Genomic DNA, 25,310 nt, shown 5'->3' on the forward strand with positions numbered 1-25,310 from the left:
TACCTCCCGTCTAGTCATTTCATTTGTTACTGGAGTACCAAGACGTTCGTCAGGACTGTAATATTGCACTTTCTCTGACAGACTTGTTGCTGGTGGTTTGTATTGGCAGCAACTTCACTCTTCTGGCAACAATCTCTAGTACTTGATAGAGAATACGTCCCAACTGGAAGTTCTGATATAAGATGAAAGCGGCGTTGAGGATACCTACTGCAATTGTGACTGTTGCTATTTCTGGCATTCCCAGAACGATCGCCAGAATTGTGAAGAGACAATAGCCAACCATAGCCATAGTTGCGAACTGTGACATTCTCAGAGCACACCGCATCCTCAAAACTCTTTTGTTACCTCCATGATTTTCGGTACATACTTTGAGCTGAACTTTTGACCAAATCCCCTGGTAAATCTCTAAATCCCAGTCGCTCCAGCCTTGATCCATTGCAATGAAATACTTGGAAGGCAGGAGTAAATCCATTACCTTTTGCAGCAGGTTCTCCTTTTCCATTCCTGTCTCTGTCCAATAGGACAACTCATAGGCGCGATCGCGCCAGGAAATATTTACTCTGCTGGCTGGCGAATCAAACTTAATTAATTCTGCTTGAGTTAGTGTTTGAGTCATTTTTTTAGATGCTTCTATTTTTCTTTACAGCTCATCAAACTTTATCGGTTCCGCTTTCTTAAGTTCCTTGATGCGCCATTTGTATCGCTCTATACTACGTACAAGCGGGCCCAGGTAAATCAGCAGTGCCACAAGCAACCGTGCCCTTTTTTTGGCAAAACGAGAGTCAATTCGCGCTTGTATAGCACCAGCTACACACCAGGTAAAAGAGATGAGGAACATTGCTGCACCGAACCACGGGCGATGGCCAGACAAAAGCGCGGACACAAATAGGATTAAAGCTGCGATATTCCACTCTAGTGTGAGGGGGAGGTAAGAGATGAGAGAGGAGGAAGGCTCGTACAAGGTTTGAAACAAACCGCGACCAAACACCCCAGAGTAGATAATTGGTTGACCAATACGAAGAAATGTAGATAAATCTCCGTAGATTCTCCCCAACCAAGAGGGCTGCCCCAGAAGGTTAAAGCGGTAGGGATGCTTAAAATAAACGAGTGCTTCTGCTTTGCCATAGCCTTGCTGCTGTTTGAGATAGGCAGCTACTGTGTTACGGCGAAAATGCCATACTATTGCCGTTGGGCTAAAACCAATGGTGTAACCTTTATCTTGCAGTCGCCAACAGATATCGACATCATCACCAGCAGTACGAAATATCGGGTTGAAGCCGTTAATTTCTTCTAGAATCTCCCGACGAAAAGCCATGTTGCAGCCAGCAATATGTTCGGCTACCTCATCACTCAAAAGTATGTGGGTAGGTACGCCAGGAGAGACGGCAACGCAGGCGGGAACAAGAGAGTCTTCCGGGGGAGATAAGTTTGGCCCACCTACGGCACCTACATCAGAGGAAAGAAACTTGGCGACCAGATAGGTGAGCCAGTCTGGATCTACCATACAATCAGAATCGGTATAGGCGACAATCTCGCCAGTAGCGGCAGCCATACCAACGTTGCGGGCGACGCTTAATCCCTTGTTTTCTTGGTTAATTAGGCGTACATAGTCGTAACGCTGAGTGATTTCGAGAGTGCGATCGCGCGATCCATCATTAACTACAATTACTTCATAGTTGGGATAGTTGACTTCTTTGAGAGAAGCTAGACAACTATCCATCGTGCGTTCAGCATTGTAAGCGCATACAACCACTGAGACTTTGGGATACTCAGGTAACGCTGGCGGCAGAGGTGCTGTGTAATATTCCTGAACTGTCTGGAAAGCTGGTTTTTTAAGCCGTTCGGCATCAACTAAACCAAAAGCCCAGTCCTGTATGGCATATCCACCAGTAAACCATTCATCCGTCCAAGAAAAGATGATCGTTCCTGCTGCTCCCATCTCAAAACTAGATGACAGCTTTTGAGAAAGAATTTCGGCTTGAACTTGGGTTCCTTCACCCATCGAGTCAACGCCAAACTCACTCAGTACTAGAGGTTTATCCTCAGTAAGGTTATGAAGCCGAGAGAGGTAGCGGCGAAAATCTTGTTCTCGATGCAGGTAAACGTTAAAGCATGAGAAATCAGTAAAGTCAATATTTAAATACTCAGTGCAAGGATAATTGGCATAGCTTACTAAACCTTCAGGATCACTGGATTTTGCTACCGCCATTAACTCTTTGATAAAAGCCCGAACTGGTTTTGCTCCATGCCATCGGACAATATCTGGAGAAATCTCATTGCCCACTAAATAGGCAAAGGTGGCGGCATGACCCCGGCAAACTTTAACTCCTTGAGCAATGCAGTTACGGATTTCTGCTTTCACAGCAGAAGAGTCGAGGAAGGCAATATGCTGAGACCAAGGTATACCAATTAACAGCCTAAGACCATAGATTGCAGCTAGATCCAAAAGCCAATCAGGTGGAACAGTATAGGTACGCAGACAGTTAGCACCCATTTCTGCAATCATGGCGAAATCTTTTTCCACAACTGATTTTTCTGGAAAGGACTCACCGTGGCTACCGATGGAGAAAGGGCCGTAACTAACTCCTTTAAGAAAAAACTTTTTCTCTCTAATAAAGAAAAACTTACCTTTTACTGTGACTACCTCGCCTTTTGCAAGTGGTTCACCACAGAAGCCAGAAGGTGTTGAAGTCAGATTTAGCAAATTACCCCCGACAATTCACTGCAAATTTATTTCCTCTCTGCTGAAACGCTAGCCCAATTTACTTAAAAGAGAAACACACAGAAACACACAGATACTTACATGATTAACGCATCCGCAGCATATTGCGTTAATAGCACCACAACCGCTATCAATTAACAATCTTGTAATATTTAAACTGTCTCAGTAGTGCGTTTGCGATCGCGTTTACGAAAATGTATAAGTTAACGTATATTTTCAGTCTAGTTTTGTATTCAGTTGGTCACTCATCTGCGTAAAAATGCTCTAACTCAGCAACTGGCGTTGCTGAGTCAGTTCAAAAATTTGCGGTTGAATACATGAACTTATCCCACTCATCTAAAAATCCCTACTTCTTTTCATAAAATGTGCTTGAAAACTTTAATTTTTCGTTTTCATTCCTCAATAAGCTTAAATTTTGTAGCACAGATATTATCGAATAGAATTCAGGAGTCATATCATGTTCGACTTAATACTTATGTCATTGCGAGCGTAGCGCGGCAATCCCAAACCTTTGCGATTGCTTCTGCGATTGCTTCATTCCACTTCGTTGCATTCGCAATGACATATTATAAGTGATTTGCCGAACATGATATCATACCAATTCACAAAAATAGTGATAAGCTGATGCGCGCCTAAATTGTATAAACACTCTTTACGGTCGTTAACTGTTAACTGTTAACTGTTGACGGTTAACGGTTATCAGTCATCAGCTTTCATGCAAATGTTCAAGTTAAATGCGTAACAGCTTACAGCGTATTTCAGGTAAATGAAGTACACGGGTAGGGGCACAACATGTTGTGTCCCTACGATTATCTGTACCTCACGCCTGTTGCAATCTGCTGTATATATAGATTTCTCGTAGGGGCATGGCATTGCTCAATTTCAGCCAATAGACGAAATATTACAAAAAATTTGATGCTACATATACTAACTTTAAAAGGGGTAGTTCTAAAACTGTTACTACTGTGGTTTATAACCCTACTATATGCTGCTATATCTGATCAATCTTTTAGGGGTGGGTAACAATAACGTTGCCAAAATATTCTCTGTTAGAGTGGGAGTTATTTTACAAGTACTATTGAGACAATCTACTAATAACTGGTTGGCAGTGTAATACTGTTTGAGTACTTCTTTGTGCTGCTCACTGAACTGCCATTGATGACCAATATTACGACACCGAACTATCACCAACCTCAATTCATTAGCCCAAGTCTGACCATTAGCATTCCACCATTCTTTTAACTTTTCTTTGCCTTGAACTGGAGTCGGTAATTGTTCTTTAAGTTTTTGCAAAGAATGCTGTAACTCAGGATTGCAGGCAAGAGTTCGGTCATCAGGGAGAGCAAAGCTTAAAGCCAAAATTCGATCCAAAGACGGCTCGTGAAGCAGGGCAAGGCTTAACTGAAGGGCACACTGAAGAGCTATATCTAAAGCTAAATCAGGAGTAAGATTATTAGTGAGCCTGAGATCGATACCAAGGGAAAAAGCCAAGTCATTAGTCAAGTTCAGGTCGTCGAGAAGTTCTAGTGTAAGATAAAAAGCACGAATAGCTACTCTTTTATGGGTAGACTGAACTGAAAGGGACTTATGATTAACCCAGTTAAAGAACTTTTGCAATTGCTTATCAAAGGCGACAAGCTGATCAATATCTTGCTTCATAAATTGCAACAGACAAATGGGATCATCCAACATGCCAGCAGTTAGTAAAAATATTTTGCGCCAACGTGGTTCACGCAAATGGCTAACCAACTCAATTAATTTTTTTTCTAATATTTGTGGGTTGGGACTAGTAACAATATTTTTAGCTGTTAAATACTCCTGAAAAACTATATGCGAGAACGAGTAAATTCCCCGTGCCTGCTCTATTAATAATCCATTTGTTTCAAGCAATTTCAGCACTACTTCACTGTTGAGTTGCAGTACTTCCGGCTCAGTTTGGTCTATGGGTAAGTTACAAAGGTAGTCTGTAATGTATTGCTGGACATTACTTTGTGTGAAAAAGTAATGACCTTGCTTAAAGGTAATAGCAGCAATTTGACTCAGCAGCCCAAACTTTTGAGGTAAAGACAAACGAAGATAAATTTCATTTCGTTTAATGTTCCTTACTTTATCCCAGCGATTGAGCAAAATGTCCAATCCTTGCTTGTAAAGTTCGACCTTTCTAACTGGAAAGTCTGAGCGGCCTTGGAATACACAACAAACCAGGTTAAGCAAAAGTGGCGTTACGACCAGTTCTCGAATTTGTTTATTCTCTAATAACTGTAGTTTTTCCACGAACTGACAAGTTAAGGCTTGTCCTTTTTCTAGGGAATTATTGCTAACATTAATAAACCAGTTTTGGACAAAAGCCTCAATTTGGGAGGAGTCAAAATCAGCAATTTCAACATCGCTAAATTCTTCAAACCGATACTGTTGGGAACCAATCCGACATGTAATAATAAACTGGTTTTTGTAATACTTTTCCGCAAAAATCGCAATTTTACTGATTATTGTTTGGTTATCATCTTCTGGAATTTCATCTAAACCATCCAGCAAAACTAATATTTTGCCGTCAATTAATAATGCTTGGATTTCTGGATCTGAAGCACCGCAGTCGGTAAGTTCTTGACTAATATAGTTCAACAAACTGTACTTTCCTGTTTCTCTAGCATCCTCAGCAAAGTTCCTCAAACGAATAAAAATAGGTATCCGGTCTGATAGTAATTTGCCTTGATTGCATTGCATGGTAATATACTTTAAAAATGTAGTTTTCCCAGACCCTGGTTTACCTAGTACCATTAGTTTGGGATAGGTGATAACTGCTTGTATTGCAGAGACTCGTTCTTGATAAAGTTGATTAAAATCAAAACAGTCGAACTCTTCTGGAATAGACTCTTGTAGATCGAGGATATCTAACCATCTTCGACTTGTAATATTATTCAGAATATTGGTGTCGACATAAATTTCTTCTAGCTGAATTGGTTGAGGGATATCTAACAACCGAGTAGTGGCACATTGGGATTGAATCTTATCACTTCGATGCGATCGCAACATTTGCACCAAGCTTTCGACATCTTGACAGTTTTCCCATGTCTGGTTGTTTTCTGTCAGTAGCCTCTGATCCGGTAGTTGAGCAATGTCTTGCCAATCTAAACCGAGTTGAAAGCAAATCTCCATAAAATTCTGACGCTCAATCGGCTTGCCTGTAAAAAATTTCCAGATTGATTGGCGAGTCTCAAGCCCTACCTCACTAGCTAAATACTCTTGCGTCCACTCCCTGACTTTGAAAGCCCTTTTTGCTTTCTCAATACCTACAGTAGATGCTTTCAACGAACGTCGTGCCATAAAACAGTTTTGAATCTCCAGCTATTAATTTAGGTGAAGTATTAAATAAATTAACGATTAATTATTAATTTCTATTTGTGTTATATGTTACTTCAAAGTTTGAGTTTTATAAACTTTTCTTTAATAGCTAAAAAAATCCAATAGCTAAATCAATAGTGTAGTGAGCGTAATTAATGTAGTAAAATTAAATGTTTATCAAGATTAGTTTTTGATAGATTTTAACAATAAGTAATTTAGAATAGTAGTTTCCTCCCTCTTATGGCTTATTTTTTATCAAAAAAGAATGACTTTTAGCCTTTTGTTATTTTAAATACTATTAAATGTAATAAAAGTAACAAAAGTAGGAAAAGTAGGATAAATAGACAAATTGAAGTAAACTCAGCTGACATAACTTATACATTAAGTCATACATTCTCCTGAACGCGATCGCAAACATACTTATTACACACTGGTATTTATGTAAAGGCTTGTGCTAGATACCACAACATTGGGCGCAGTCGAAAGAGACAGTCTTGTAAGTGATTCTTGATGCGACGTAGCTCGTCTTGAAGAAATAGTTTTGTAGTGTTTGTAGTAAGTCGACGAAGGTTTTTTACAAAACCAAGCTCTACCTATCAGGTTTGACATTCATGAAAATACTGGTAACTGGAACTGAAGGCTATATCGGTTCTTTATTAGCCCCAATCTTGATGCAACATGGTCATGAGGTTATTGGAGTTGACACAGGATTCTACAAAGTTGGTTGGCTGTACAACGGAACCGAACTCACAGCCAAAACTCTTAATAAAGATATCCGCCATATCACAGTTGAAGATTTGCAAGGTGTTGAAGCAGTCATTCATTTAGCTGAACTTTCCAACGATCCCGCCGGACAGTTACGTCCTGATGTGACTTATGAAATTAACCATCAAGGCTCAGTTCAACTTGCTCAACTAGCTAAAACAGCCGGTGTGCGTCGCTTTGTCTATACGTCTTCGTGCAGTGTCTATGGCATTGGTACTGATGAATATGTTACGGAGGAGTCTCCTGTCAACCCCCAAACTGCGTATGCTGAATGTAAAACCTTGGTAGAGCGAGATGTCAAGTTATTAGCTGACGATACTTTCTCTCCTACCTTTTTGCGGAATGCCACTGCCTACGGCGCATCTCCCAGAATGCGCTTTGATATTGTGTTAAATAACCTGTCTGGGCTGGCATGGACGACTAAAGAAATCAAGATGATAAGCGACGGTACTCCTTGGCGACCACTAGTTCATTTGCTAGACATTTGCAAAGCAATTGTATGTACCCTAGAAGCTCCGCGCGACATTATTCACAACCAAATTTTCAATGTGGGTGACACTGCTGGCAACTATAAAGTCAAAGAAATTGCCCAGATAGTAGCTGAAGTTTTTACTGGATGCCAACTTTCTTTTGGTGACACTAGTGCCGATAACCGCAGCTATCGGGTTTCTTTCGAGAAGATTAACACCAGACTACCGGGATTTAAGTGTGAGTGGAATGCAGTTAAAGGTACACAGCAATTGTTCGATGTGTTTACTGCTATCGATATGTCAGAATCCACCTTTTTATTTAAAGGGTTCACTCGCTTAAAGCAGCTGGAGTATTTGATTCGGACTCAACAAATAGATCAAAATTTCTTCTGGAATAAGTCATGCTATTCACAGAAACTGCACTCAAAGGTGCATTCGTTATAGACATAGAGCAACGGCAAGATACTCGTGGCTTCTTTGCTCGGACTTTTTGCGCTCAGGAATTTTTGGCTCACGGTTTAAAGCCAACAATTGCCCAATGCAATATTGCTTTCAATCACAAAAAGGGTACTCTCCGGGATATGCATTATCAAGTTGCTCCGGCAACCGAAGTAAAATTGGTTCGCTGTACTCATGGCGCTATCTATGATGTGATCATCGACCTGCGCCCTGAATCTCCTACATATAAGTTACATATTGGTGTTGAGCTATCAGCAGAGAACTGTAGAGCTTTATACGTGCCTGAGATGTTTGCTCATGGTTATCAGACACTAACTGATGCGGCTGAAATTGTGTATCAAATGAGTGAATTCTATGCGCCAGATTATCAGTGTGGTCTGCCCTATAACGATCCAGCTTTTGAGATTGAATGGCCTTTACCTATAAGTGAAATTTCTGAGAAAGATACAAGCTGGCCTTTGTTTGAATCTGTTTTAGACTCTAGCCACGCTCAACCAGGTGTGAAAATGTAAGGGTTCTCATATACCACTATCAAATTGCATATAACAGTGTGGGAGCTAAAAAATAAATGACTACGACAAGTTTGCAAACCTCTGTACAAAATAGTACAAGCGTAAATCGTTGTAACTGTCGATTTTGTGGGACAACCTTAGAGCACACCTTTGTGGATTTGGGAATGTCACCACTGTGTGAAAGTTACGTGACAGCAGAACAGCTAAACCAAATGGAACCCTTTTATCCACTGCATGTCTACGTGTGCGATCGCTGTTTTTTAGTTCAACTTCAAGAATATGTTAGTCCGCAAGATATCTTCAGCCACTATGCCTATTTTTCGTCTTACTCTGATTCTTGGCTACAACATGCCAAAGATTATACCGAAAAAGTAATAAATCGCTTTGGACTTAACTCCTCAAGCCAAGTAGTAGAAATAGCTAGTAATGATGGTTACTTATTGCAGTATTTTGTATCAAAAGAAATACCTGTCTTGGGTATAGAACCAGCAGCTAATGTCGCTGAGGTAGCTATCACAAAAGGCATTCCTACAACTGTCAAGTTCTTTGGACAAAACACAGCAGATGAATTAGCTGCTAATGGCAAGCAAGCAGATTTATTAATAGGCAACAATGTGCTTGCTCATGTACCTGATATCAACGATTTTGTCGCAGGCTGTAAGATTTTAATTAAGTTTGAAGGTGTCATTACTATGGAATTTCCTCATTTAATGCGACTAATAGAGGGAAACCAATTTGATACTATTTATCACGAACACTTTTCTTACTTATCCTTACTCACAGTAGAGAAGATTTTTGCTGCTCACAATTTAACTATCTTTGATGTAGAAGAACTGTCTACACATGGTGGTTCTCTGAGAATTTATGCTTGCCATGTAGACAATAATTCTAAATCTATCAGTCAGCAGGTAAAGGAATTAAGAGTAAGAGAAGAAGCAGCAGGGTTTAGCAACATAGAAAGTTATTTTTCTTTTGCTGAAAAGGTGAAGGAAACCAAGTTTCAACTTTTGGAATTTTTAATTGCAGCTAAACGGCAAGGAAAATCAATCGTTGGTTACGGCGCTCCTGGTAAAGGTAACACTCTTTTGAATTATTGTGGAATTAGAGAAGATTTCCTTGATTACACTGTAGACCGAAATCCCTTCAAACAAGGTAAATTTTTACCAGGTACTCATATCCCAATCTTTCATCCAGATAAAATTCAAGAAACTAAGCCAGATTATCTGTTGATTTTACCTTGGAATCTGAAAAATGAAGTAATGTCTCAGATGTCGTATGTACGTGATTGGGGTGGGAAATTTGTAGTCCCGATTCCCGAAGTCAATGTTTATGCTTGAGCAAGAAAGCAACTGGAATTTAATCTGATTTATTAATACCAAAGGAAATTACAATGAAAGTAGTTTTATTTTGCGGTGGTTTAGGAACAAGATTAAGAGAATTGTCCACTAATATTCCTAAGCCAATGGTTCATATCGGCTACAGACCAATCTTGTGGCATGTGATGAAATACTATGCTCACTATGGACACAAAGATTTTATTTTGTGCCTCGGTTATAAAGCAGATGTCATCAAAAATTATTTTCTCCATTATGATGAATGTGTTTCCAATGATTTTACTTTACAGGAAGGAGGCAGAAAAATTCAACTCGTAAATAGTGACATTGAAGATTGGAATATTACTTTTGTTGATACAGGCTTGACTTCAAACATAGGTCAAAGGTTCAAGGCAGTTGAAAAATACTTAGAAGGAGAAGAGTCCTTTTTAGTCAATTATAGCGACGGCTTAACAGATTTACATTTACCTGACTTAATTGATGACTTTTATAGACATAACAAAATAGCCAGTTTTCTGTGTGTCAAACCATCGCAAAGTTTTCATTTAGTTTCAACACAAGAAAATGGATTAGTAAATGATATCCAAAGTGTTCAGCAAGCTGGTATTAGGATAAATGGCGGCTTCTTTGTGTTTAATAAAGACATCTTTAAATATATTGAAGCCGGAGAAGAATTGGTACTTGAACCATTTCAAAGACTAATTAAAAACCAACAACTACTAGCTTATAAATATAACGGCTTTTGGGCGTGTATGGATACTTTCAAAGAGCAGCAGCAATTAGATGATATGTATTGTCAAGGTAACGCTCCTTGGGCAGTATGGAAACTTCTTAAAAAGGAGGAAAAAGCTTTAGAATATAGCCGCGTTAATCATTTTACAAATGATTCTGTACCAGTAACTTTTGCTCAAGGATAACTACCAATTTCTTTAACAGAACAGTAGATATAGTAAGTACAAGTCACCATAAAAAAGGTGCGGAAATTAAGCTGCGATCGCCATCATAACAAACTGTGGCAATTAGGTTGGCAGAACAAGGAGCGCTATGGTGTTTTGCTTGTTACCCTCTTCTAAGCTTTTAGTCAGAGGAATTACTTTAGCTTGAATATAACAGAATCAAAGTGGCGCTCCTAAAAATGCCCAGTGCAATGTATTAATCGATTACGGCTTTGCAGTGATTGGATTGACAGTGGTAAAGTAAATGCCTAGATTAGAATTTAGGCATAAAGATTCTTTGGGTAAGTTGAGTGTAAAGTTTACTATTAACGCTGCCAATCAGGCATTAATCGTCTATGACGCTCGCGCACAAGTTGCCATTCTCTATAATAATATCGTTTCTCGGAAGTAGAACATTTGTGTCGGCGCAGCTAAAGGTAAAGGCTATTTGTTTTTATAAAGTTAAATGAATTTTCTAGTAATTTATTTACTAATTGCTTCAGCTAGCAAATAAGTGCATGATATTTTATATAGGCAACATATTGATTTAAGACTCCTGCAAGTTGGGTAATACTTAACAGGCCCTGTTGAAGCTGCCTTTGATTATTCTTAAAGGTGCAAGTATTCCAAATGCCTATTTCGTTGTGCTTGGTATCATGTTGCTTCCAATAGAATTTAGAACCTTTCTCAAGTTTTGAGAGGAATGGCAATGATTGAGAAATTATGGCTATATCCACCTTTAGCGATCGCTCGTTTGGGAACATCTACTACTCCTTGCGATAATTTTACCTGGAGTGCAGATGACCTACGACCGCGCGGCACTGGCAAAACCACTATTAAACCTGCCCAAACTCTCCGTGTAGCAGCAGATGGTACGGTGACAGCTAGCGTACCTACAGAAATTTCTTTTAAAGACGCACAAGGATTTAAACCTGTCTGTCCTTTCTTTGAACTACACGGACAATGGAGAACAGAGACAGGGTTACAAGAAGGAGCAATTACCCCTGAAGTTTTGGCAAAATTTGGACTGACAACCAGGGATTTGCAATGGAAAGTAGAAGTCGCCAATCTTAAACCCTTTCACTACACTTTGGCGAATAGCGATCGCCTTGTTGCGACAGTTGAACTTACAGGTGATGTGACAACCAAACAAGTTTTAGGGGGCATTTCTCCGACTGATGGCTCACCACTAGCGACTGCTGCTAATCCTGTGCCATTGGGCAGTATGCAGCTTACTCTTCCCAATGATGAGTTTCCAGAAATTCGCTTGCGTTTTACCCCAGCTATAGGGGCTGTGTATGGCCCAACTAATCTACAACAGCGATTAGATGCACTCAGACAGCGCATTAGCAATTCAGCCTGGCAAAACTTCCAGCTTCCTCCAGAACGCTTGATTTTAAATCCAGAATCAGTTTGGTGTCAGTTTTCTTTGGGCGACGATCCTCGCACTAATCCAGGTGGATTATTTGCCACAGAAGACGACACGGGAATTAGTCTTGGTTTGGTAGATGATGTTTGTGATGGGATTATTACTTGTTCTGTTCAAGGTTTAAAGGCTATTGGTCGCATAGTCGTCGGCCCACCAGATTATGCACCCGATCGCCGTCCTCTTACCTCGCTAGCAGATGGATTGAGCGATCGCGTCTCTCGACAAAGGGTGTTTGAACTAGACTATGTTGCAGACATGAATCTCACCACCGCAGAAGTTGGGGATCTGCTGGAACGAGTTTTAGAAACGATGGAGGGAATGAATTTAGACTTTCAAAACGACCGGATTCGGAGTGAAAACCGTAACATTGCTCTAGCCCAAGGATTATCGGAAAATGCCGCAGAAGCTAAAGCCTTTCCTCAGATAGAACAAATTCTCGGACGACCCTTACCCTTAACAGAATTTGGTCGTCAGCGACATCGACGTTTTGTCTCTCTAGAAATATTTGAAGATAGATTGCGGGAAAATCCCGAACTCATCGCTCAGTGGATTCGTGAACCAATGATTGGCGATCGCTATTATGACCGCAAAATGCCAGCACTGATGCGCGGTTCCGATCGATATCCCATGCACATAACTCGACGGCAGTATGACTTACTAGTAGCATGGGCAAATCGTTTGCGTCGAGATGCGGAGGCAGGATCATGAAACATCCTGACACAGAACTACGCTTATTCAAAAGTGTCATAGGCTCTCATTTATTCGTCGTAGATGGCAGTCGGATTTACGACTTGGCTCCAGAGGTTGCTAATCGTCTGGAACAATCTTGGTCAGAGGTGGACTCTTTTCCCTTAGATTCATTCTCTCAATACATCGATGGTCAACCCCTTACCCCTCCTCCTCTTGCCTCAATTTCTCTCAATGTTGCTCAGGCGTGTAATATGTCCTGTAGTTACTGCTATGCAGATACAGGTAAGTTTGGCGGTCACGCCCGCCTGATGAGTCTAGATGTAGCTAAGGCAACAGTTGATCGCTTAATTGCAGAATCAGATCCAACAGTAGGACTAGTTATCGGTTATATGGGGGGAGAGCCTTTGCTTAACCGTCGTGTAGTCCACGAAACTACTCGCTATGCTGCTCAAGCGGCTCAAGCTGCTAATCGTCAGATGCGTTTTTCCATTACTACTAATGGGACATTGCTGCAAAAGGAAGATGCTGAACTATTTGCCGAGTTTCCCTTTACTGTAGCCATCAGTGTTGACGGGAATCGTGAACAAAATGATGCCATTCGAGCCATGAATAATGGTTCTAGTAGTTACGAGTGTTTACAGAAAGGATTAGCATTACTGAATCGCTACGGCAAACCGCGACATCTAGCAGCCCGCATTACAGTTACTCCTAAAACAGGAGAACTATTGCCAATCCTCGATCATGTTATTAGCTTAGGTTTTGATGAAGTTGGTTTTGCTGTTGTCTTAGTTTCACCCGATCCAAGTCTGGCTTTTGCACTCGAAGACTTTACTCTCTTATTGCAACAAGCGATCGCTTGCGGACAAAAAGCTTTGCAACAAATCAAAGCTGGTAGTTCCTATCCTTTTAGTAATTTTGAAATTGCATTACAAGAAATCCATCGTGGTAGCCATCGACCCTATCCTTGTGGTGCAGGTGCAGCCTATTTAAGTACGAATGCAGAAGGTAAATTATTTGCTTGTCATCGTTTAATTGACGATCCTCAGTTTGCTATGGGTAGCATTTGGGAAGGTTCAGATATGCAAGCGCGGGCAAATCATTTAACTCGCAATCATGTAGATTATATCGAGCCTTGTAAAGGCTGCTGGGCTAGATATTTGTGTGGCGGTGGTTGTTATCATGAAGTCTCTCGCCGAGGGCGGATTGGCTGTGACTATATTCGAGGATGGTTAGATTTTTGTTTGAGTGCTTATGTTGAACTATCTACCATTCGTCCTGAATATTTTAATCAACAAATAAACCTGACTGAACACAGTTATGGAGGTTTCTATGAGTGATGCTACTGCTCAAGATCCGATTGAATGGAAAATTTTTCCTCGCAATTTGACTGCACGGGCTGACTATTCGGTAGGCGGTAATCCCAGCAATACCAGACTTGAAAGTGGTGTTGATAACTGTTATCCAGGGCTAGAATTCGATCAGCGCAATCTCGATAAAGCTTTTTTCCCTGGTTTGATTTTTGAGTTTCATCGTTCTGATGGGGCAATTTTACATCAAATATTAGCCAATGGTGCGCCAAGCCAACAGGGATTAACCGATGCCGACAATAATCCCCCTCTCTATTTATGGGCATTAGTGGGCAGATATTCTACTAGTCAAAGCGAAGCAGATCCACCCGTATTCTTTTTCAATGGGTTAGATGGATTGGAAGTTTGGCGGCGCGTCCATGACTTAATTCCCGGACGAATCGCGATCGTACTTGGCCCTTCACCAGGCAGTATACTAACGCCTAGCTTGGGTTTGAGCCGACAATTAGATCAGATTTATGATTCGGGAGAAAGTTTACTCCAGCGTGATGATAATGGTAGGCTTCAGATTGCTGTGTTAGTGGGTCAACGCGCTCAATACTTAGATGAAAACGGCGTAATTGACGTAGATGTTTATCAACCTGGCGATCTGACTCGCAGTCTTTGTTCGCCCTGGCAATATGATTTCCGCGATTGTGGTTGCTTTTATTGGGCTGCAAGTAAGCCTGATATAGTTACCAGTGGAGATGGACAACAACCCTATTTAAATTTTCAACGGAGAGATCGCAATATCACACCGCAACCATCAGAAGTTTTGGCACAATGGCAACGAGAACAAGAATTAGATTATGCTGAACTAATTGAAGGAGTTTGGAATCAACTCCCAGTTGTGCTGAACGATCGCGAAAGCGAACAGTTTATACCACCGCCTGGGCCACCTATAACTCAGTTGATGACTAGGCAACAAGTTATCGATGAGTTACGCTATCTCACTACAGTCGAACACGCTTTATGTGTTGAATATCTCTATGCTCACTATTCGGTAAACGCACCCATGCGTTTACCTGAATCAGGTGTAGACGAACAAACGCGCCGAATTTTTGCCGCAGCCAATGAAGTTTTTCTAATTGCAGTTGATGAAATGCGTCATCTTCGTTGGGTAAATGAGGCGCTCGATCTAATGCAACAACCTCCTTCTCTAGGACGAGCGCAATTGATTGGACGAAATTTTAACCGACCTTTTGAGCTTGAGAGGCTCACACCAGAACAATTGCAATGGTTTATTGATGTGGAAAAGCCTAGTCAGTCAGCTGGACAAGGACTTGATGGGATGTATGTTCGTTTACTGACTAGTATTGATCGTCAACCAGAACAATTTCCCGAACGAGAACGGTTACTACCTTTGATCAAGCTGATTATTGATGAAGGAGAAAATCATTACAAGCGGTTTTTATCTGTTCAGAAGCACTTAGCGGGAATTTCCCCTGATTCCTATCTTCGACCTTTAAAAAATCCTCAATCAGGAACGCAATTAGCTAGCTTACAAAAACTAAGCGATCAGAATTATAGTGTTTTATTAGGGGCGCTTCAGGTGAGCTTTGCTTTAGGCGATCGCGCTGGAGGAATGGTGCTGGAACAATCGCGCCGTGCTATGTTCAACCTGCACGAAACCAATCACTATATGGCGAGTAAAGGTGTAAGAGCTAGATTTAAGCTACCTACAACAGTTACAACCACCATGACTCGTGGGAATGCTAGCGATCGCATGAATACTCTTTTTACAGAAACCGCAGCTGCTATTACAGAGGTGAAAGAGACTAGCGATTTCACGGAACACGATCTAGCTGAACGTCAACAACGTATCAATGAAGAACTATTTCAACGCATACATCAATTGATTGAAGAAGATGCAGATTAGTAATGCAAAAAGTTCTAATTATTGGTAATGGTATTGCTGGGTTATCTTGCGCCCGTCTGCTAGCAAATCGTGGCTGGGAAATAGAAATATGGGGTAAACATCAATTTTTTTCCCCAACTCTAATTCTCAATCAGATAACCTGCAATCTTCTGCAAGATATTTGGCAACTAAATTCTAGTTTTTGGAATAGTTTGCATCTTCTCCAAGAACGTAAAGTATGCTGGGGAAACGATGGCAGCGTTTTAAGTATAGCTGAACCAAGTGCCGTTATTAATGGTAACTCCTTAAGAGACCGCCTTTGGGAACATTTATTAGACAAACACCACAATCAAGTTCAATTTCAGGAAGTAACAGTCAGTATAGATAATTTACTTGAGCGCCAAAGTGAATTTACTTGGATTATTGACGCGGGTGGTCGTCAATCTGCGATCGCCCAAAAATTAGGAGCAGGCCATCGTCATAGTTTTGGAAATCGATGCATACTTTCTCAAGAAGTTAGGCTGACTAACTTGGTTGAAGAAGATATTTACTGGATTGAAACTGTATCAGAAGGTTGGTTATTTTTGGCTCCATTAGGTGACAACAAAGCAATACTTCAAATTATGGTTCCCCTACTTTCAGGAGAACCTGCATCAATTTTTATAAACTTACTTAAACAAACACGCTATATTCAAGACTGTATTTCCCAGTTCTCAGGCTCGTTAGCGATTTTTGCGGCTTTTCCCCAAATTTTACAGCCTTTTTGTGGAAATCAATGGCTTGCTGTAGGAGATGCTTCTTTCTCTGTAGACCCGATTAGCGGCGATGGCACAGGGTACGCTATTAGAGGTGCAATCCTAGCAACGAGTATCATAGATGGTGTTGCTTCTGGTTTAAGCAGTAGTGACTGTCTGGAACACTACTCTCTGAGATTACAAAAAGCTTTTGACGCTCATATTCAACAATGTTTTCAATATTATTTGAAAGCATTTACCTCATTACTTTGGCAAAGGGAGATTGAGAAAATGCGGAAAGCACAAGAACTATTGCAACAAACTAAAAATAAAGATTTTACTTATACGTTAAAAGGTTTTCAATTCGTAAAATCAGAAAATATATAATTTATTTCTATTAAAGACTGCTCAAGTTTCGTTTAGGGCAATTCTATATTACACGATAGAAGCCAGATTCTGAACTGCACCCAATGGTGAATCATCAGAGGCATTTGGTTAATTACAGTCTAGTCAACATAAAAATACTAGACAAGATTATTGGAAATTAAACCATTACAGTACCTTGTTTATGGAGTTCAGTTGCCATATATACCAAGTATTTGTTCGTTGTTTTTTGTAATATAAAATACAAAAGAGCTTAGTTACGTTTACGACTTCTACCACTTTTTTGTGAGGCTGCACCAAATGTGTGAGAATTTTCAACTGGCATTCAAGTTTTGAATCGTAGCCTTGGGCTGCTAACGTTATATACTCAGTATCCATCATGCTGAGGTTAGGAATTTCAGTTAGGGTGTAATAACACAAATATTCCTTAAGTCTAAACTAAAGCTTACTGAAAGAATGAGGTTTTAATTTACCAAGTCATTGAGAATATACGAGATCACATTCATTAACCTCCAAACTCTTAACCCTATAAATTGATTATTGCTGAGGGGAAAAATGTAATAATGCAATTTTTTCCTAATAAGGATGTTTTAAAACTCCTCTGTCCGGTATAAAAACGTTTTAGATCCCCCTCAATACCCTTAAAAAGGGGGACTTTGAAAAAGTTTGCCCCCCTTTTTAAGGGGGGTTGGGGGGATCAACAAATGCCTAAAATTACAGCCAATCACTTTTAAAACATCGTCTAAAGCTTGCATAAACAGTTAGCCATGATTTGCACGTAATTAGTGTATGAAAGTTACAAAAGTATTCATTAGGGAGTAGATAATGATTGCTACAAATGATAAACGCAAAATTCGCTACGCTGTTGTTGGTTTAGGTTGGTTTGCCCAAGAAGCTGCCTTACCTTCCTTTGCCCACGCCGACAACTCAGAATTAGTGGCACTGGTTTCAGATGACCCTATTAAAAACGAAGAATTGAGCAAAAAGTATGGCATTCAGCATACTTACTCCTACGAGGAATATGAAGACTGTCTGGCAAGTGGCGAAGTGGATGCAGTTTATATTGCGCTACCCAATCACTTGCATTGTGACTACACTGTGCGGGCTGCTAATCAGGCAATTCATGTGTTATGTGAGAAGCCGATGGCAATAACTGAACAAGAGTGTGAGGCAATGATTAAAGCTGCCAATGACAACAATGTGAAGCTGATGATTGCCTACCGTTTACATTTAGAAGAAGCCAACTTACAAGCAGTCGAAATTGTCCGCTCAAAGCAAATTGGTGAACCACGAATTTTCAACTCGATTTTTACTCAGCAAGTAGAAGAGGGCAATATTCGTTTACGAGATGTAACAGGTGGTGGCACACTTTATGATATTGGCATCTACTGCATTAATGCTGCACGTTATCTATTTCAAGATGAACCAATTGAAGTATTTGCTGTAGCTGCCAATAAGGGAGAACAACGCTTCAGCGAAGTGGAAGAAATGGCTAGCGTTATCTTGCGTTTCCCCAATGAGCGGTTAGCAACATTTACCTGTAGCTTTGGATCTGCAAGTGTTTCAACCTATCAGATTGTAGGTACTCAAGGCGATTTACGAGTAAAACCTGCTTATCCTTGGCAGGGAGAACTGAAGCACTACCTGACAATTAATGGTGAAACTCAAGAGCGTACCTTTGAGGATCACGATCAATTAGCGGCAGAATTTACCTACTTCTCTGATTGTATTCTCGAAGATAAAGACCCAGAGCCATCTGGGACGGAAGGACTGATTGATGTTGCTATCATTCAAGCGCTTTACCAGTCAATTGAGACGGGTAAACCTGTGCAGATCCAAACTAGCGATCGCCATCAACGTCCCACATCGGATCAAACTATTGAGCGTCCTCCTAGTGACGAGAAGCCAGACTTGATTCATGCTGCTGCACCTTCTGGGCAGTCGTAAATTTGGTTGAAGAAGATGTTTAAATGCTCTGCATGGGAATGCTTCATGTGTGCTGCTGACTCAATGTCTGGCTGGAAACAGCAGCCCCTAACTAGTTATTCCCATGCAGAGCGTAGGAACAAAAGAACAATGAGGAAACCTAGCTTTTTTCGACTTGTATATACACCGTAGATTCCCTAGTAGATGGCGATTAATGGTGAGGGGTTAGGTTTGAGTAAAAGTTGCACACGGCGTTAATTTATAATCTATGTACAACTGCTGAGGACTATTGAAGGAATATATCCATTTGCAGGGGATGAAATTGGTACCCAACCATCTTTTCCACGATTTTTAATTGTTACTTGCTGACCACTTTGCAGAACTCCAAGAATAGGACTGTTAATTGAGGGTTCTTGCCTTACACGTAGAACTCCTCCTACAAAAATTTTGCGACAGTTATCTGTTTGAGAAGTTGTTTGTGAGGGAGGTACTGGCTGTCCACATTGCTTGAGATAAGCGGCAGATACATAGCCAGACTGTGGTGATGATATTGGCACCCAGCTACTTGAAGAATTGGTATTTTCAATAATTACAAGTGAGTAATTACGCAATGTTCCAATAATTGCACCATCTGGACTAGATCGGATATTAAGATTATCACCATCAGTCTCAACTCGGCGACAGTTATCTGGGGTCTGTACAAGTTGGTATTTACTTGAATGTTGGAGTGATGTAGGAATAGTAGAGCCAGCCGGATATGCTGTCAGCGTCAAGGAAAGTGTTGCAGTTATTGCTAAGGTTTTTTGCCAGTCAAAAAATATTTTCATAATTAAAATTCTCAGTCTAAAACCAATGATTGCTAATACCAATTCTTTGTGAATCTGCACAAAATTAAGCTTGGTCAGGCTTGCGACTTAAACCCCAAACTCTGGAGCAATCTCACAGTTAATTGATATAAGTTCTATTTATAATAAATGACGTTGGTGAAGAAGGTTGTGTTGCAAAAAAACGCGTGAGTAATCAAAAAGTTGTTTGAAGAATTAATAACGCGTTTTTTTAAGTTTGCTTACTATATGTACTAAGCTTATTATTGTAATATCAAAGACATTTAGTACTAGTTATCTTGTCGCGATCGCTCAAGAAAATAAGGCAGATAAATCAATGGCGGATCGAGTAAAATTACTACCGCCAATGATCTATTCTGCCTAATGAACAACTAAGTATAAAAACTTAAGGATAAAGGCCTCTATCAGTCAGCGCCTGAGCCACTCTACCTACCCCCAATGTGTAAGCTGCTAACCTTAAAGAAATTTGCCGTATCTCCGACTGGTGAATCACCTTGCGGTACGCTTGTACCATCAAATGCTCCATTTCGCGGTTGACGCGCTCCTCATCCCAAAATACGTAAGAAAGACCCTGCACCCACTCCAAATAACTGACTACTACACCGCCAGCATTTGCCAAAATATCTGGTAACACTGTCACACCCCGCGCCTCTAATGCCAAGTTAGCCTCAAGAGTAACCGGGCCGTTAGCTGCTTCTGCGACAATCTGCGCCTGCACCTGATTCACATTTTCTTTAGTGATTTGGTTCTCCAAAGCCGCTGGTATTAATACATCACAGGGTAAAGTTAATAAATCTGCATTGCTAATTGGTACAGATTGCGGGAAACCCACAATACTCTTGCAATTTTCAGTAGCGTAGACTTTTAACTTGGGAATATCGAGACCAACTTCGGAGAATATTCCCCCAGCACCAGTTGAAACAGCGATAATTTTTGCGCCTGCTTCATATAGTAATTCCGCTGCGGCACAGCCGACGTTACCGAAACCCTGAATGGCTACTCGCGCTCCTGCCAAAGATTTACCTCGATCTGCTAGCGCCTCACGGACAATAATCATCGTGCCACGTCCGGTTGCCATTTCTCGTCCCAGAGAACCACCAATAGAAAGGGGTTTTCCAGTTACAACTCCTGGTACAGCATGACCAACATTTACAGAGTAGGTGTCCATCATCCAAGCCATTTCACGGGCAGAAGTACCCATATCTGGCGCAGGAATATCTACGGAAGGCCCAATATCTTTAATCAACTCACTGATATAACGGCGGCTGATTCGCTCTAATTCACCAACACTGTAGCGTTTGGGATCTATAGCAATGCCACCCTTTCCACCACCGTAAGGAATACCTAACAAGGCGCATTTCCAGGTCATCAACATTGCTAGAGCGGATACTTCGCGCAGTGTCACAGCCGGATGGTAACGGATTCCGCCTTTGTATGGGCCTAAGACATCAGAGTGCTGCACCCGGTGTCCAGCGAGAACTTGTATTTCCCCATTATCTAGTTTCACAGGAATGGAAACTGTGACAACCTTACGCGGGTGGCTAAGAATTTCTAGCAAACCCTGATTTAAATTTAATTCTTTAGCTGCCGCTTCTAAGTAACTACAGGCTTGGTCAAATGGGCATATATGCGCTGGAGAAGCAGGTTCTGACAGCAACAGAGATTTTGAAATCATAAAATTTTCTCCTAATCGCGGTATCTTTACGAACCGGATATCATCTGTATTTAGCTTATCCTTTTTTTGGGGAAAATAGAAATTTTGTAGTTTTTGTTACAGTTTTATATTTTATCTTCTGATATGTGCAAATTAGTGGTTTATCGAACGAGCGAGATGCCCATCCCACAATAAATAGTTGGATATTTTTTTAGCTATAGATGAACCCACTAGTGGTCTGTCCCATTAATTCTGATAGGTGAATCAAATTTTAACTTCTCTTCTTTCCTTCTTATACTTTGCGTCCAACTCTTACGAGACGCTGCGCGAATGCGCTCTTTGCGGTTCGTTCTCTTATCCCTCAAAATTAATGGGACAGACTACTAGTTTTTACCTTGCTAATGCGATCGCAGCATTCTGTCCCCCGAACCCAAAACTGCAACATAATACCTGCCGAATTTTACTTAAACGTGCTGCTGTCACGATATCTAAGTCAAACTCTGGCTGCTGCAATCCTACACAGGGTGGTAATATTTGATGCTTTAATGCCATGAGAGAAAAAGCTACACCTAAAGCTCCAGATGCCCCTAGTGTATGACCTGTGCTTCCTTTAGTGGAACTAACTGCTACCCCTTGGGGAAACAAACGCTGGATTACCATGCTTTCCATCTGGTCATTTAGCTGGGTAGCTGTGCCATGAGCATGAATATAATCGATATCGCTTGGTATCAGACAACTACGTTCTAGACATTGTTTGATGGCAGTGATCGCACTTCTGCCTTCAGGTTCTGGTGAGTTACCATGATACGCGTCGTTAGTCAAGCCAAAACCGAGAATTTCACCATACACTTTTGCCTGACGCTGTTTTGCCAACTCTGCTGATTCTAAGATAAACACAGCTGCGCCTTCGCCTAACACTAAGCCTTCTCGATGCAAATCAAAGGGATAAGCCCCAGTTTTCGCCAAAGCACCCATCTGCTGAAACCCAGCTAAAGTTAGGGGTGTAATCGGCGCTTCCACTGCGCCAGCGATCGCCTGTTGACATTGCCCAGTTTGGATAAGCAAAGCTGCTTGAGTGATCGCCCAAATTCCAGTTGCACAAGCTGCCATTGGTGCTAAAACCATTCCAGATGCACCGATTTGTCTTGCAGCTGCGATCGCATTGATATGAGGTAATATATCTAACCAATTTTCAAAATCAGAAACGGGCAAATTTTCCGTATCTTTATACATTTGCCGCGCCAGCCTCTCCCAAGATGCTTGATAAGAGCGACTCGATCCAATAACTACAGCACAATCAGCTAAAGGTGGAACTAACCCAGCATCTTGCAAAGCAGAAGAAACAACCATCTGAGTTAACATTGTCAACTCAGATGGTTGTTGAGCAATTAAACCTAGAGGAAGTGGTTTAAGTTCTGGAAATGGTTGATGTAACTTAATTCCAGATTTCCCTGCTAGCAAATTTTGCCAGCTATCCTCTAAGCTTCCACCCAAGGCGGAAACAAGACCAATACCAGTGACAAGAACTTTCACTAAATTTAGGAGTTAGGGTTGGTAGTTATTCTCCCCCTGCTTCCTCTGCCTCCCCTGCTCCCCCTGCTCTCTTCCTACTGCCCTGGTATTTTCAGATTTTCAGCACCTTGGGTAACTTTAGCAGAGTCAATGCGATCGCCTTGCTTAATTTTGTTCACTACATCAAAGCCTTGAGTGACATTGCCAAACACGGCGTAATTACCATCTAAGAACGCCAAATCTGCTAAAGCAATGTAAAACTGAGCAGAAGCGGAATCTGGTGCTTGCGATCGCGCCATCGCTACTGCACCCAACTTATGGGGCAATACTACGGCTTGAGCAGTAGCATCAAATGGTTTATTGTAAGTCGGAGTATCTGAACCTTTCGCCTTAACTTCTAAAGGTATATAACGAGCATTTCTCGTTTTTGGATCAATATAGCTACCAGTTCCCAGTCTATCTGCCGGAACTTTCGGGTCTTTGCTTTGGGGATCGCCCCCTTGAACTACAAAGGGTTGGGGGTCGCGCACAACTCGATGGAAAGCTAAACCATCGTACACACCCTTTTGCACTAAATCTACGAAGTTGCCAGCTGTAATGGGGGCATCAGTCCCGTCTACTTCAATAGTAATCGGCGAACCTTTAACCGTTAGCACCACAGTAGCCTTGCCTTCGAGCCTTGGTAAATCTGTTATTCCAGGAATACTCTCACTACTAGTTTGAGATACAGATGTTGCTTCAGTAGTTGTCTTAATTTCTGTGTCGTTTGTAGTCGAGGTAGCTGTAGAGGTTGGAGAAGATGGATTAGAAGCTAATTGCTGCGTTGAACATCCTCCCAACATCAAGGCACTGATGATCACAAGAGAAAGCAAAAATTGTGAAGTTTTTAACCGCATTGCCTGTTACTGATTTAACCAGAGTATCTTATCGTTTTGAGAGACATTGGGCCTTGGTTATTTTCTTTGTCCCCTCATCTCCCTCATCTTCCTCATCCATTCATTACGCTAGTAGAGACGCAATTAATTGCGTCTCTCGCCAATCCCTTAAAGCCCTTCTAGCGAAACTTCTAAAAAGCGGGCTAACTTTGCGCCTTCTGTTTCCAACTCTGTTAAAGATACCGGTTGTCCAACCCGTGTTAAGGGTATATCTCGCCGACCCTTAATACGTAGATAGAGGGCGCGACGGGGATTAAGACCTTCTTTGACGGTTATGATCACAGATTGCACATCTTCTATGCGGCTATTAATCTCAATTCGGCGGTTTTTACCAGGAAATCCCCAACGGAAGATTTTGATTGTCCCAGTTTCCTGATTAAATTCGTTGTAACCGCCTCCCACGTCCCATAAAATTATTAGCCACAGATATGTGGCTAATAGCAAGCCAGCAGTGCCATATAACCCCATCACCAATCCTTGGGGGACAAATACCAGTTGAGTTGGATCGGAAACTATGAGTAAATTAACTTTTAAATAACTGGATACCCCAGCCAATAAAAAGCCGCTTGCTCCCAAGGTAACGATAGTTGCCCACCAGTAGTTACTGAACCGACGAGAACCGAGAACATTTTGATGCAGGAGGCGATCGCCTTTGTTAATCGTTGTTGATGTCGTCATTAAACTACCATTGCCCCGTGACATACTCGCACACTAAATGTTTTTGCATTGAGTGTGGGCTTGTGTGCATTTTACCAAAGATTGTTGATAAAAACTCAACTGCGCCCCTGCGTGTCGCTGTTACCCATATAATTTGTTAAAGTACGATACATAATTTTTTTTACTCAATGGCTCAAAATTCTTTTTACCCTAACCCTCTGCTCCTTTGCTCCTCCCTCCTTGCCTCTTCTTGACCTATTGGGAATAAATTACCTAGATTACGTTCATCTGCATTAATTTTTTTTAGATTTCTGAGAAAACTTGTGTCAAATTGTAAAATTTCTGATATTCATATTATTTATAAGGTTCGTGTTTCATAGCTCATTTGCTTCTGTGTATCAGGCAAAAACCCTGAGTAGTGTGATAAGTTAAGAATCATTAAGTTACCACAAGCTAGATTACTAGCCGATGGTACGTGTAATGGCATAAACAAAGAGAAATGCCGATTTCACTAATCGGCAGGCTCTCAGAATCTCAGTTGCTTTGATGCTGTTGAGATTGTCAAAAAAAACGTTAGTTCCTCATGGCAGTCGGTTACACTGGCTCTCCGCACTGCTTTAGAAACGTTGCAATTTTAGTAAAAAAAGAGGATTTTAGTCCGATGACCATCGCAGTTGGACGCGCCCCTAGTAGAGGGTGGTTTGACGTTTTAGACGACTGGCTCAAGCGCGATCGCTTCGTATTCGTAGGTTGGTCAGGGATACTATTGTTCCCCTGCGCCTTCCTAGCACTAGGCGGTTG

At 41.2% G+C, this 25,310-nt stretch carries 18 protein-coding genes and 1 pseudogene; 11 read left to right on the forward strand and 8 right to left on the reverse strand.

What is annotated here, in order from left to right:
- Nucleotides 1-49: 49 nt before the first annotated feature.
- From H6G97_RS16370 to H6G97_RS16380, 3 genes are all read right to left on the reverse strand, one after another.
- Nucleotides 50-616 (reverse strand): hypothetical protein, encoded by a 567-nt coding sequence (locus H6G97_RS16370; protein WP_190941800.1) that lies wholly within the window; start codon nt 614-616, stop codon nt 50-52.
- Between the two features lie 24 nt (nt 617-640).
- Complete coding sequence (locus H6G97_RS16375) at nt 641-2,704, reverse strand: glycosyltransferase (RefSeq protein ID WP_190941801.1); 2,064 nt, start codon at nt 2,702-2,704, stop codon at nt 641-643.
- Nucleotides 2,705-3,703: 999 nt separating this feature from the next.
- A complete protein-coding gene (locus H6G97_RS16380) occupies nt 3,704-6,046 on the reverse strand; it encodes an NACHT domain-containing protein (protein ID WP_190941802.1) in 2,343 nt (780 codons plus the stop codon).
- 629 nt (nt 6,047-6,675) lie between these two features.
- Here H6G97_RS16380 and H6G97_RS16385 point away from each other — a divergent pair.
- The 10 genes from H6G97_RS16385 to H6G97_RS16430 all read left to right on the forward strand — a co-directional run bounded on the left by H6G97_RS16385 (nt 6,676) and on the right by H6G97_RS16430 (nt 18,927).
- A complete protein-coding gene (locus H6G97_RS16385) occupies nt 6,676-7,743 on the forward strand; it encodes an NAD-dependent epimerase/dehydratase family protein (protein ID WP_190941803.1) in 1,068 nt (355 codons plus the stop codon).
- Nucleotides 7,701-8,270, forward strand: a complete 570-nt coding sequence (gene rfbC, locus H6G97_RS16390; RefSeq protein ID WP_190941804.1) for a dTDP-4-dehydrorhamnose 3,5-epimerase — start codon at nt 7,701-7,703, stop codon at nt 8,268-8,270. The genes H6G97_RS16385 and rfbC overlap by 43 nt, the downstream gene beginning before the upstream one ends.
- Nucleotides 8,271-8,326: 56 nt before the next feature.
- Nucleotides 8,327-9,607, forward strand: coding sequence for a methyltransferase domain-containing protein (locus tag H6G97_RS16395; protein WP_190941805.1), 1,281 nt, complete (start codon nt 8,327-8,329; stop codon nt 9,605-9,607).
- Nucleotides 9,608-9,660: 53 nt separating this feature from the next.
- Complete coding sequence (locus tag H6G97_RS16400; protein ID WP_190941806.1) at nt 9,661-10,521, forward strand: glucose-1-phosphate cytidylyltransferase; 861 nt, start codon at nt 9,661-9,663, stop codon at nt 10,519-10,521.
- Nucleotides 10,522-10,804: 283 nt separating this feature from the next.
- Nucleotides 10,805-10,951: a hypothetical protein gene (locus H6G97_RS16405; RefSeq protein ID WP_190941807.1), complete on the forward strand. Its 147-nt coding sequence runs from the start codon at nt 10,805-10,807 to the stop codon at nt 10,949-10,951.
- 297 nt (nt 10,952-11,248) lie between these two features.
- Nucleotides 11,249-12,676, forward strand: a complete 1,428-nt coding sequence (locus H6G97_RS16410; protein ID WP_190941808.1) for a hypothetical protein — start codon at nt 11,249-11,251, stop codon at nt 12,674-12,676.
- Entirely contained in the window at nt 12,673-13,995 is a 1,323-nt protein-coding gene (locus H6G97_RS16415; protein ID WP_190941809.1) for a radical SAM/SPASM domain-containing protein, read from the forward strand. The genes H6G97_RS16410 and H6G97_RS16415 overlap by 4 nt, the downstream gene beginning before the upstream one ends.
- Nucleotides 13,988-15,883, forward strand: a complete 1,896-nt coding sequence (locus H6G97_RS16420; protein WP_190941810.1) for a ferritin-like domain-containing protein — start codon at nt 13,988-13,990, stop codon at nt 15,881-15,883. Before H6G97_RS16415 ends, H6G97_RS16420 begins: the two co-directional genes overlap by 8 nt.
- 2 nt (nt 15,884-15,885) lie before the next feature.
- Nucleotides 15,886-16,983: an NAD(P)/FAD-dependent oxidoreductase gene (locus tag H6G97_RS16425; protein ID WP_190941811.1), complete on the forward strand. Its 1,098-nt coding sequence runs from the start codon at nt 15,886-15,888 to the stop codon at nt 16,981-16,983.
- A gap of 822 nt (nt 16,984-17,805) precedes the next feature.
- Nucleotides 17,806-18,927, forward strand: coding sequence for a Gfo/Idh/MocA family protein (locus tag H6G97_RS16430; RefSeq protein ID WP_190941812.1), 1,122 nt, complete (start codon nt 17,806-17,808; stop codon nt 18,925-18,927).
- A gap of 245 nt (nt 18,928-19,172) precedes the next feature.
- On the opposite strand, the gene H6G97_RS16435 is transcribed toward H6G97_RS16430, so the two are convergent.
- The 5 genes from H6G97_RS16435 to H6G97_RS16455 form a co-directional block, all read right to left on the reverse strand.
- Entirely contained in the window at nt 19,173-19,733 is a 561-nt protein-coding gene (locus tag H6G97_RS16435) for an SH3 domain-containing protein (protein WP_190941813.1), read from the reverse strand.
- Nucleotides 19,734-20,136: 403 nt separating this feature from the next.
- Nucleotides 20,137-21,426, reverse strand: a complete 1,290-nt coding sequence (locus H6G97_RS16440) for a Glu/Leu/Phe/Val family dehydrogenase (RefSeq protein WP_190941814.1) — start codon at nt 21,424-21,426, stop codon at nt 20,137-20,139.
- 369 nt (nt 21,427-21,795) lie between these two features.
- A complete protein-coding gene (locus H6G97_RS16445) occupies nt 21,796-22,938 on the reverse strand; it encodes a beta-ketoacyl-ACP synthase (RefSeq protein ID WP_190941815.1) in 1,143 nt (380 codons plus the stop codon).
- 74 nt (nt 22,939-23,012) lie between these two features.
- Entirely contained in the window at nt 23,013-23,813 is an 801-nt protein-coding gene (locus H6G97_RS16450) for a peptidylprolyl isomerase (protein WP_190941816.1), read from the reverse strand.
- 147 nt (nt 23,814-23,960) lie between these two features.
- Nucleotides 23,961-24,530 carry a photosystem I assembly protein Ycf4 gene (locus H6G97_RS16455; RefSeq protein ID WP_190941817.1) on the reverse strand — a complete coding sequence of 190 codons (570 nt, stop codon included), beginning with the start codon at nt 24,528-24,530 and terminating at the stop codon, nt 23,961-23,963.
- Nucleotides 24,531-25,092: 562 nt separating this feature from the next.
- On the opposite strand from H6G97_RS16455, the pseudogene H6G97_RS52495 reads away from it, so the two are divergent.
- Nucleotides 25,093-25,310, forward strand: a pseudogene (locus tag H6G97_RS52495) (hypothetical protein); the annotation flags it as partial.

The organism is Nostoc flagelliforme FACHB-838, assembly GCF_014698065.1.
GTDB lineage: Bacteria > Cyanobacteriota > Cyanobacteriia > Cyanobacteriales > Nostocaceae > Nostoc > Nostoc flagelliforme_B.

Bases quoted from the DNA above. Each gene is read 5' to 3' on its own strand.
- H6G97_RS16370 (WP_190941800.1), bottom strand. From the start codon at position 616: ATGACTCAAACACTAACTCAAGCAGAATTAATTAAGTTTGATTCGCCA.
- H6G97_RS16380 (WP_190941802.1), bottom strand. From the start codon at position 6,046: ATGGCACGACGTTCGTTGAAAGCATCTACTGTAGGTATTGAGAAAGCA.
- H6G97_RS16385 (WP_190941803.1), top strand. From the start codon at position 6,676: ATGAAAATACTGGTAACTGGAACTGAAGGCTATATCGGTTCTTTATTA.
- rfbC (WP_190941804.1), top strand. From the start codon at position 7,701: ATGCTATTCACAGAAACTGCACTCAAAGGTGCATTCGTTATAGACATA.
- H6G97_RS16395 (WP_190941805.1), top strand. From the start codon at position 8,327: ATGACTACGACAAGTTTGCAAACCTCTGTACAAAATAGTACAAGCGTA.
- H6G97_RS16400 (WP_190941806.1), top strand. From the start codon at position 9,661: ATGAAAGTAGTTTTATTTTGCGGTGGTTTAGGAACAAGATTAAGAGAA.
- H6G97_RS16405 (WP_190941807.1), top strand. From the start codon at position 10,805: ATGCCTAGATTAGAATTTAGGCATAAAGATTCTTTGGGTAAGTTGAGT.
- H6G97_RS16410 (WP_190941808.1), top strand. From the start codon at position 11,249: ATGATTGAGAAATTATGGCTATATCCACCTTTAGCGATCGCTCGTTTG.
- H6G97_RS16415 (WP_190941809.1), top strand. From the start codon at position 12,673: ATGAAACATCCTGACACAGAACTACGCTTATTCAAAAGTGTCATAGGC.
- H6G97_RS16420 (WP_190941810.1), top strand. From the start codon at position 13,988: ATGAGTGATGCTACTGCTCAAGATCCGATTGAATGGAAAATTTTTCCT.
- H6G97_RS16425 (WP_190941811.1), top strand. From the start codon at position 15,886: ATGCAAAAAGTTCTAATTATTGGTAATGGTATTGCTGGGTTATCTTGC.
- H6G97_RS16430 (WP_190941812.1), top strand. From the start codon at position 17,806: ATGATTGCTACAAATGATAAACGCAAAATTCGCTACGCTGTTGTTGGT.
- H6G97_RS16435 (WP_190941813.1), bottom strand. From the start codon at position 19,733: ATGAAAATATTTTTTGACTGGCAAAAAACCTTAGCAATAACTGCAACA.
- H6G97_RS16440 (WP_190941814.1), bottom strand. From the start codon at position 21,426: ATGATTTCAAAATCTCTGTTGCTGTCAGAACCTGCTTCTCCAGCGCAT.
- H6G97_RS16450 (WP_190941816.1), bottom strand. From the start codon at position 23,813: ATGCGGTTAAAAACTTCACAATTTTTGCTTTCTCTTGTGATCATCAGT.
- H6G97_RS16455 (WP_190941817.1), bottom strand. From the start codon at position 24,530: ATGACGACATCAACAACGATTAACAAAGGCGATCGCCTCCTGCATCAA.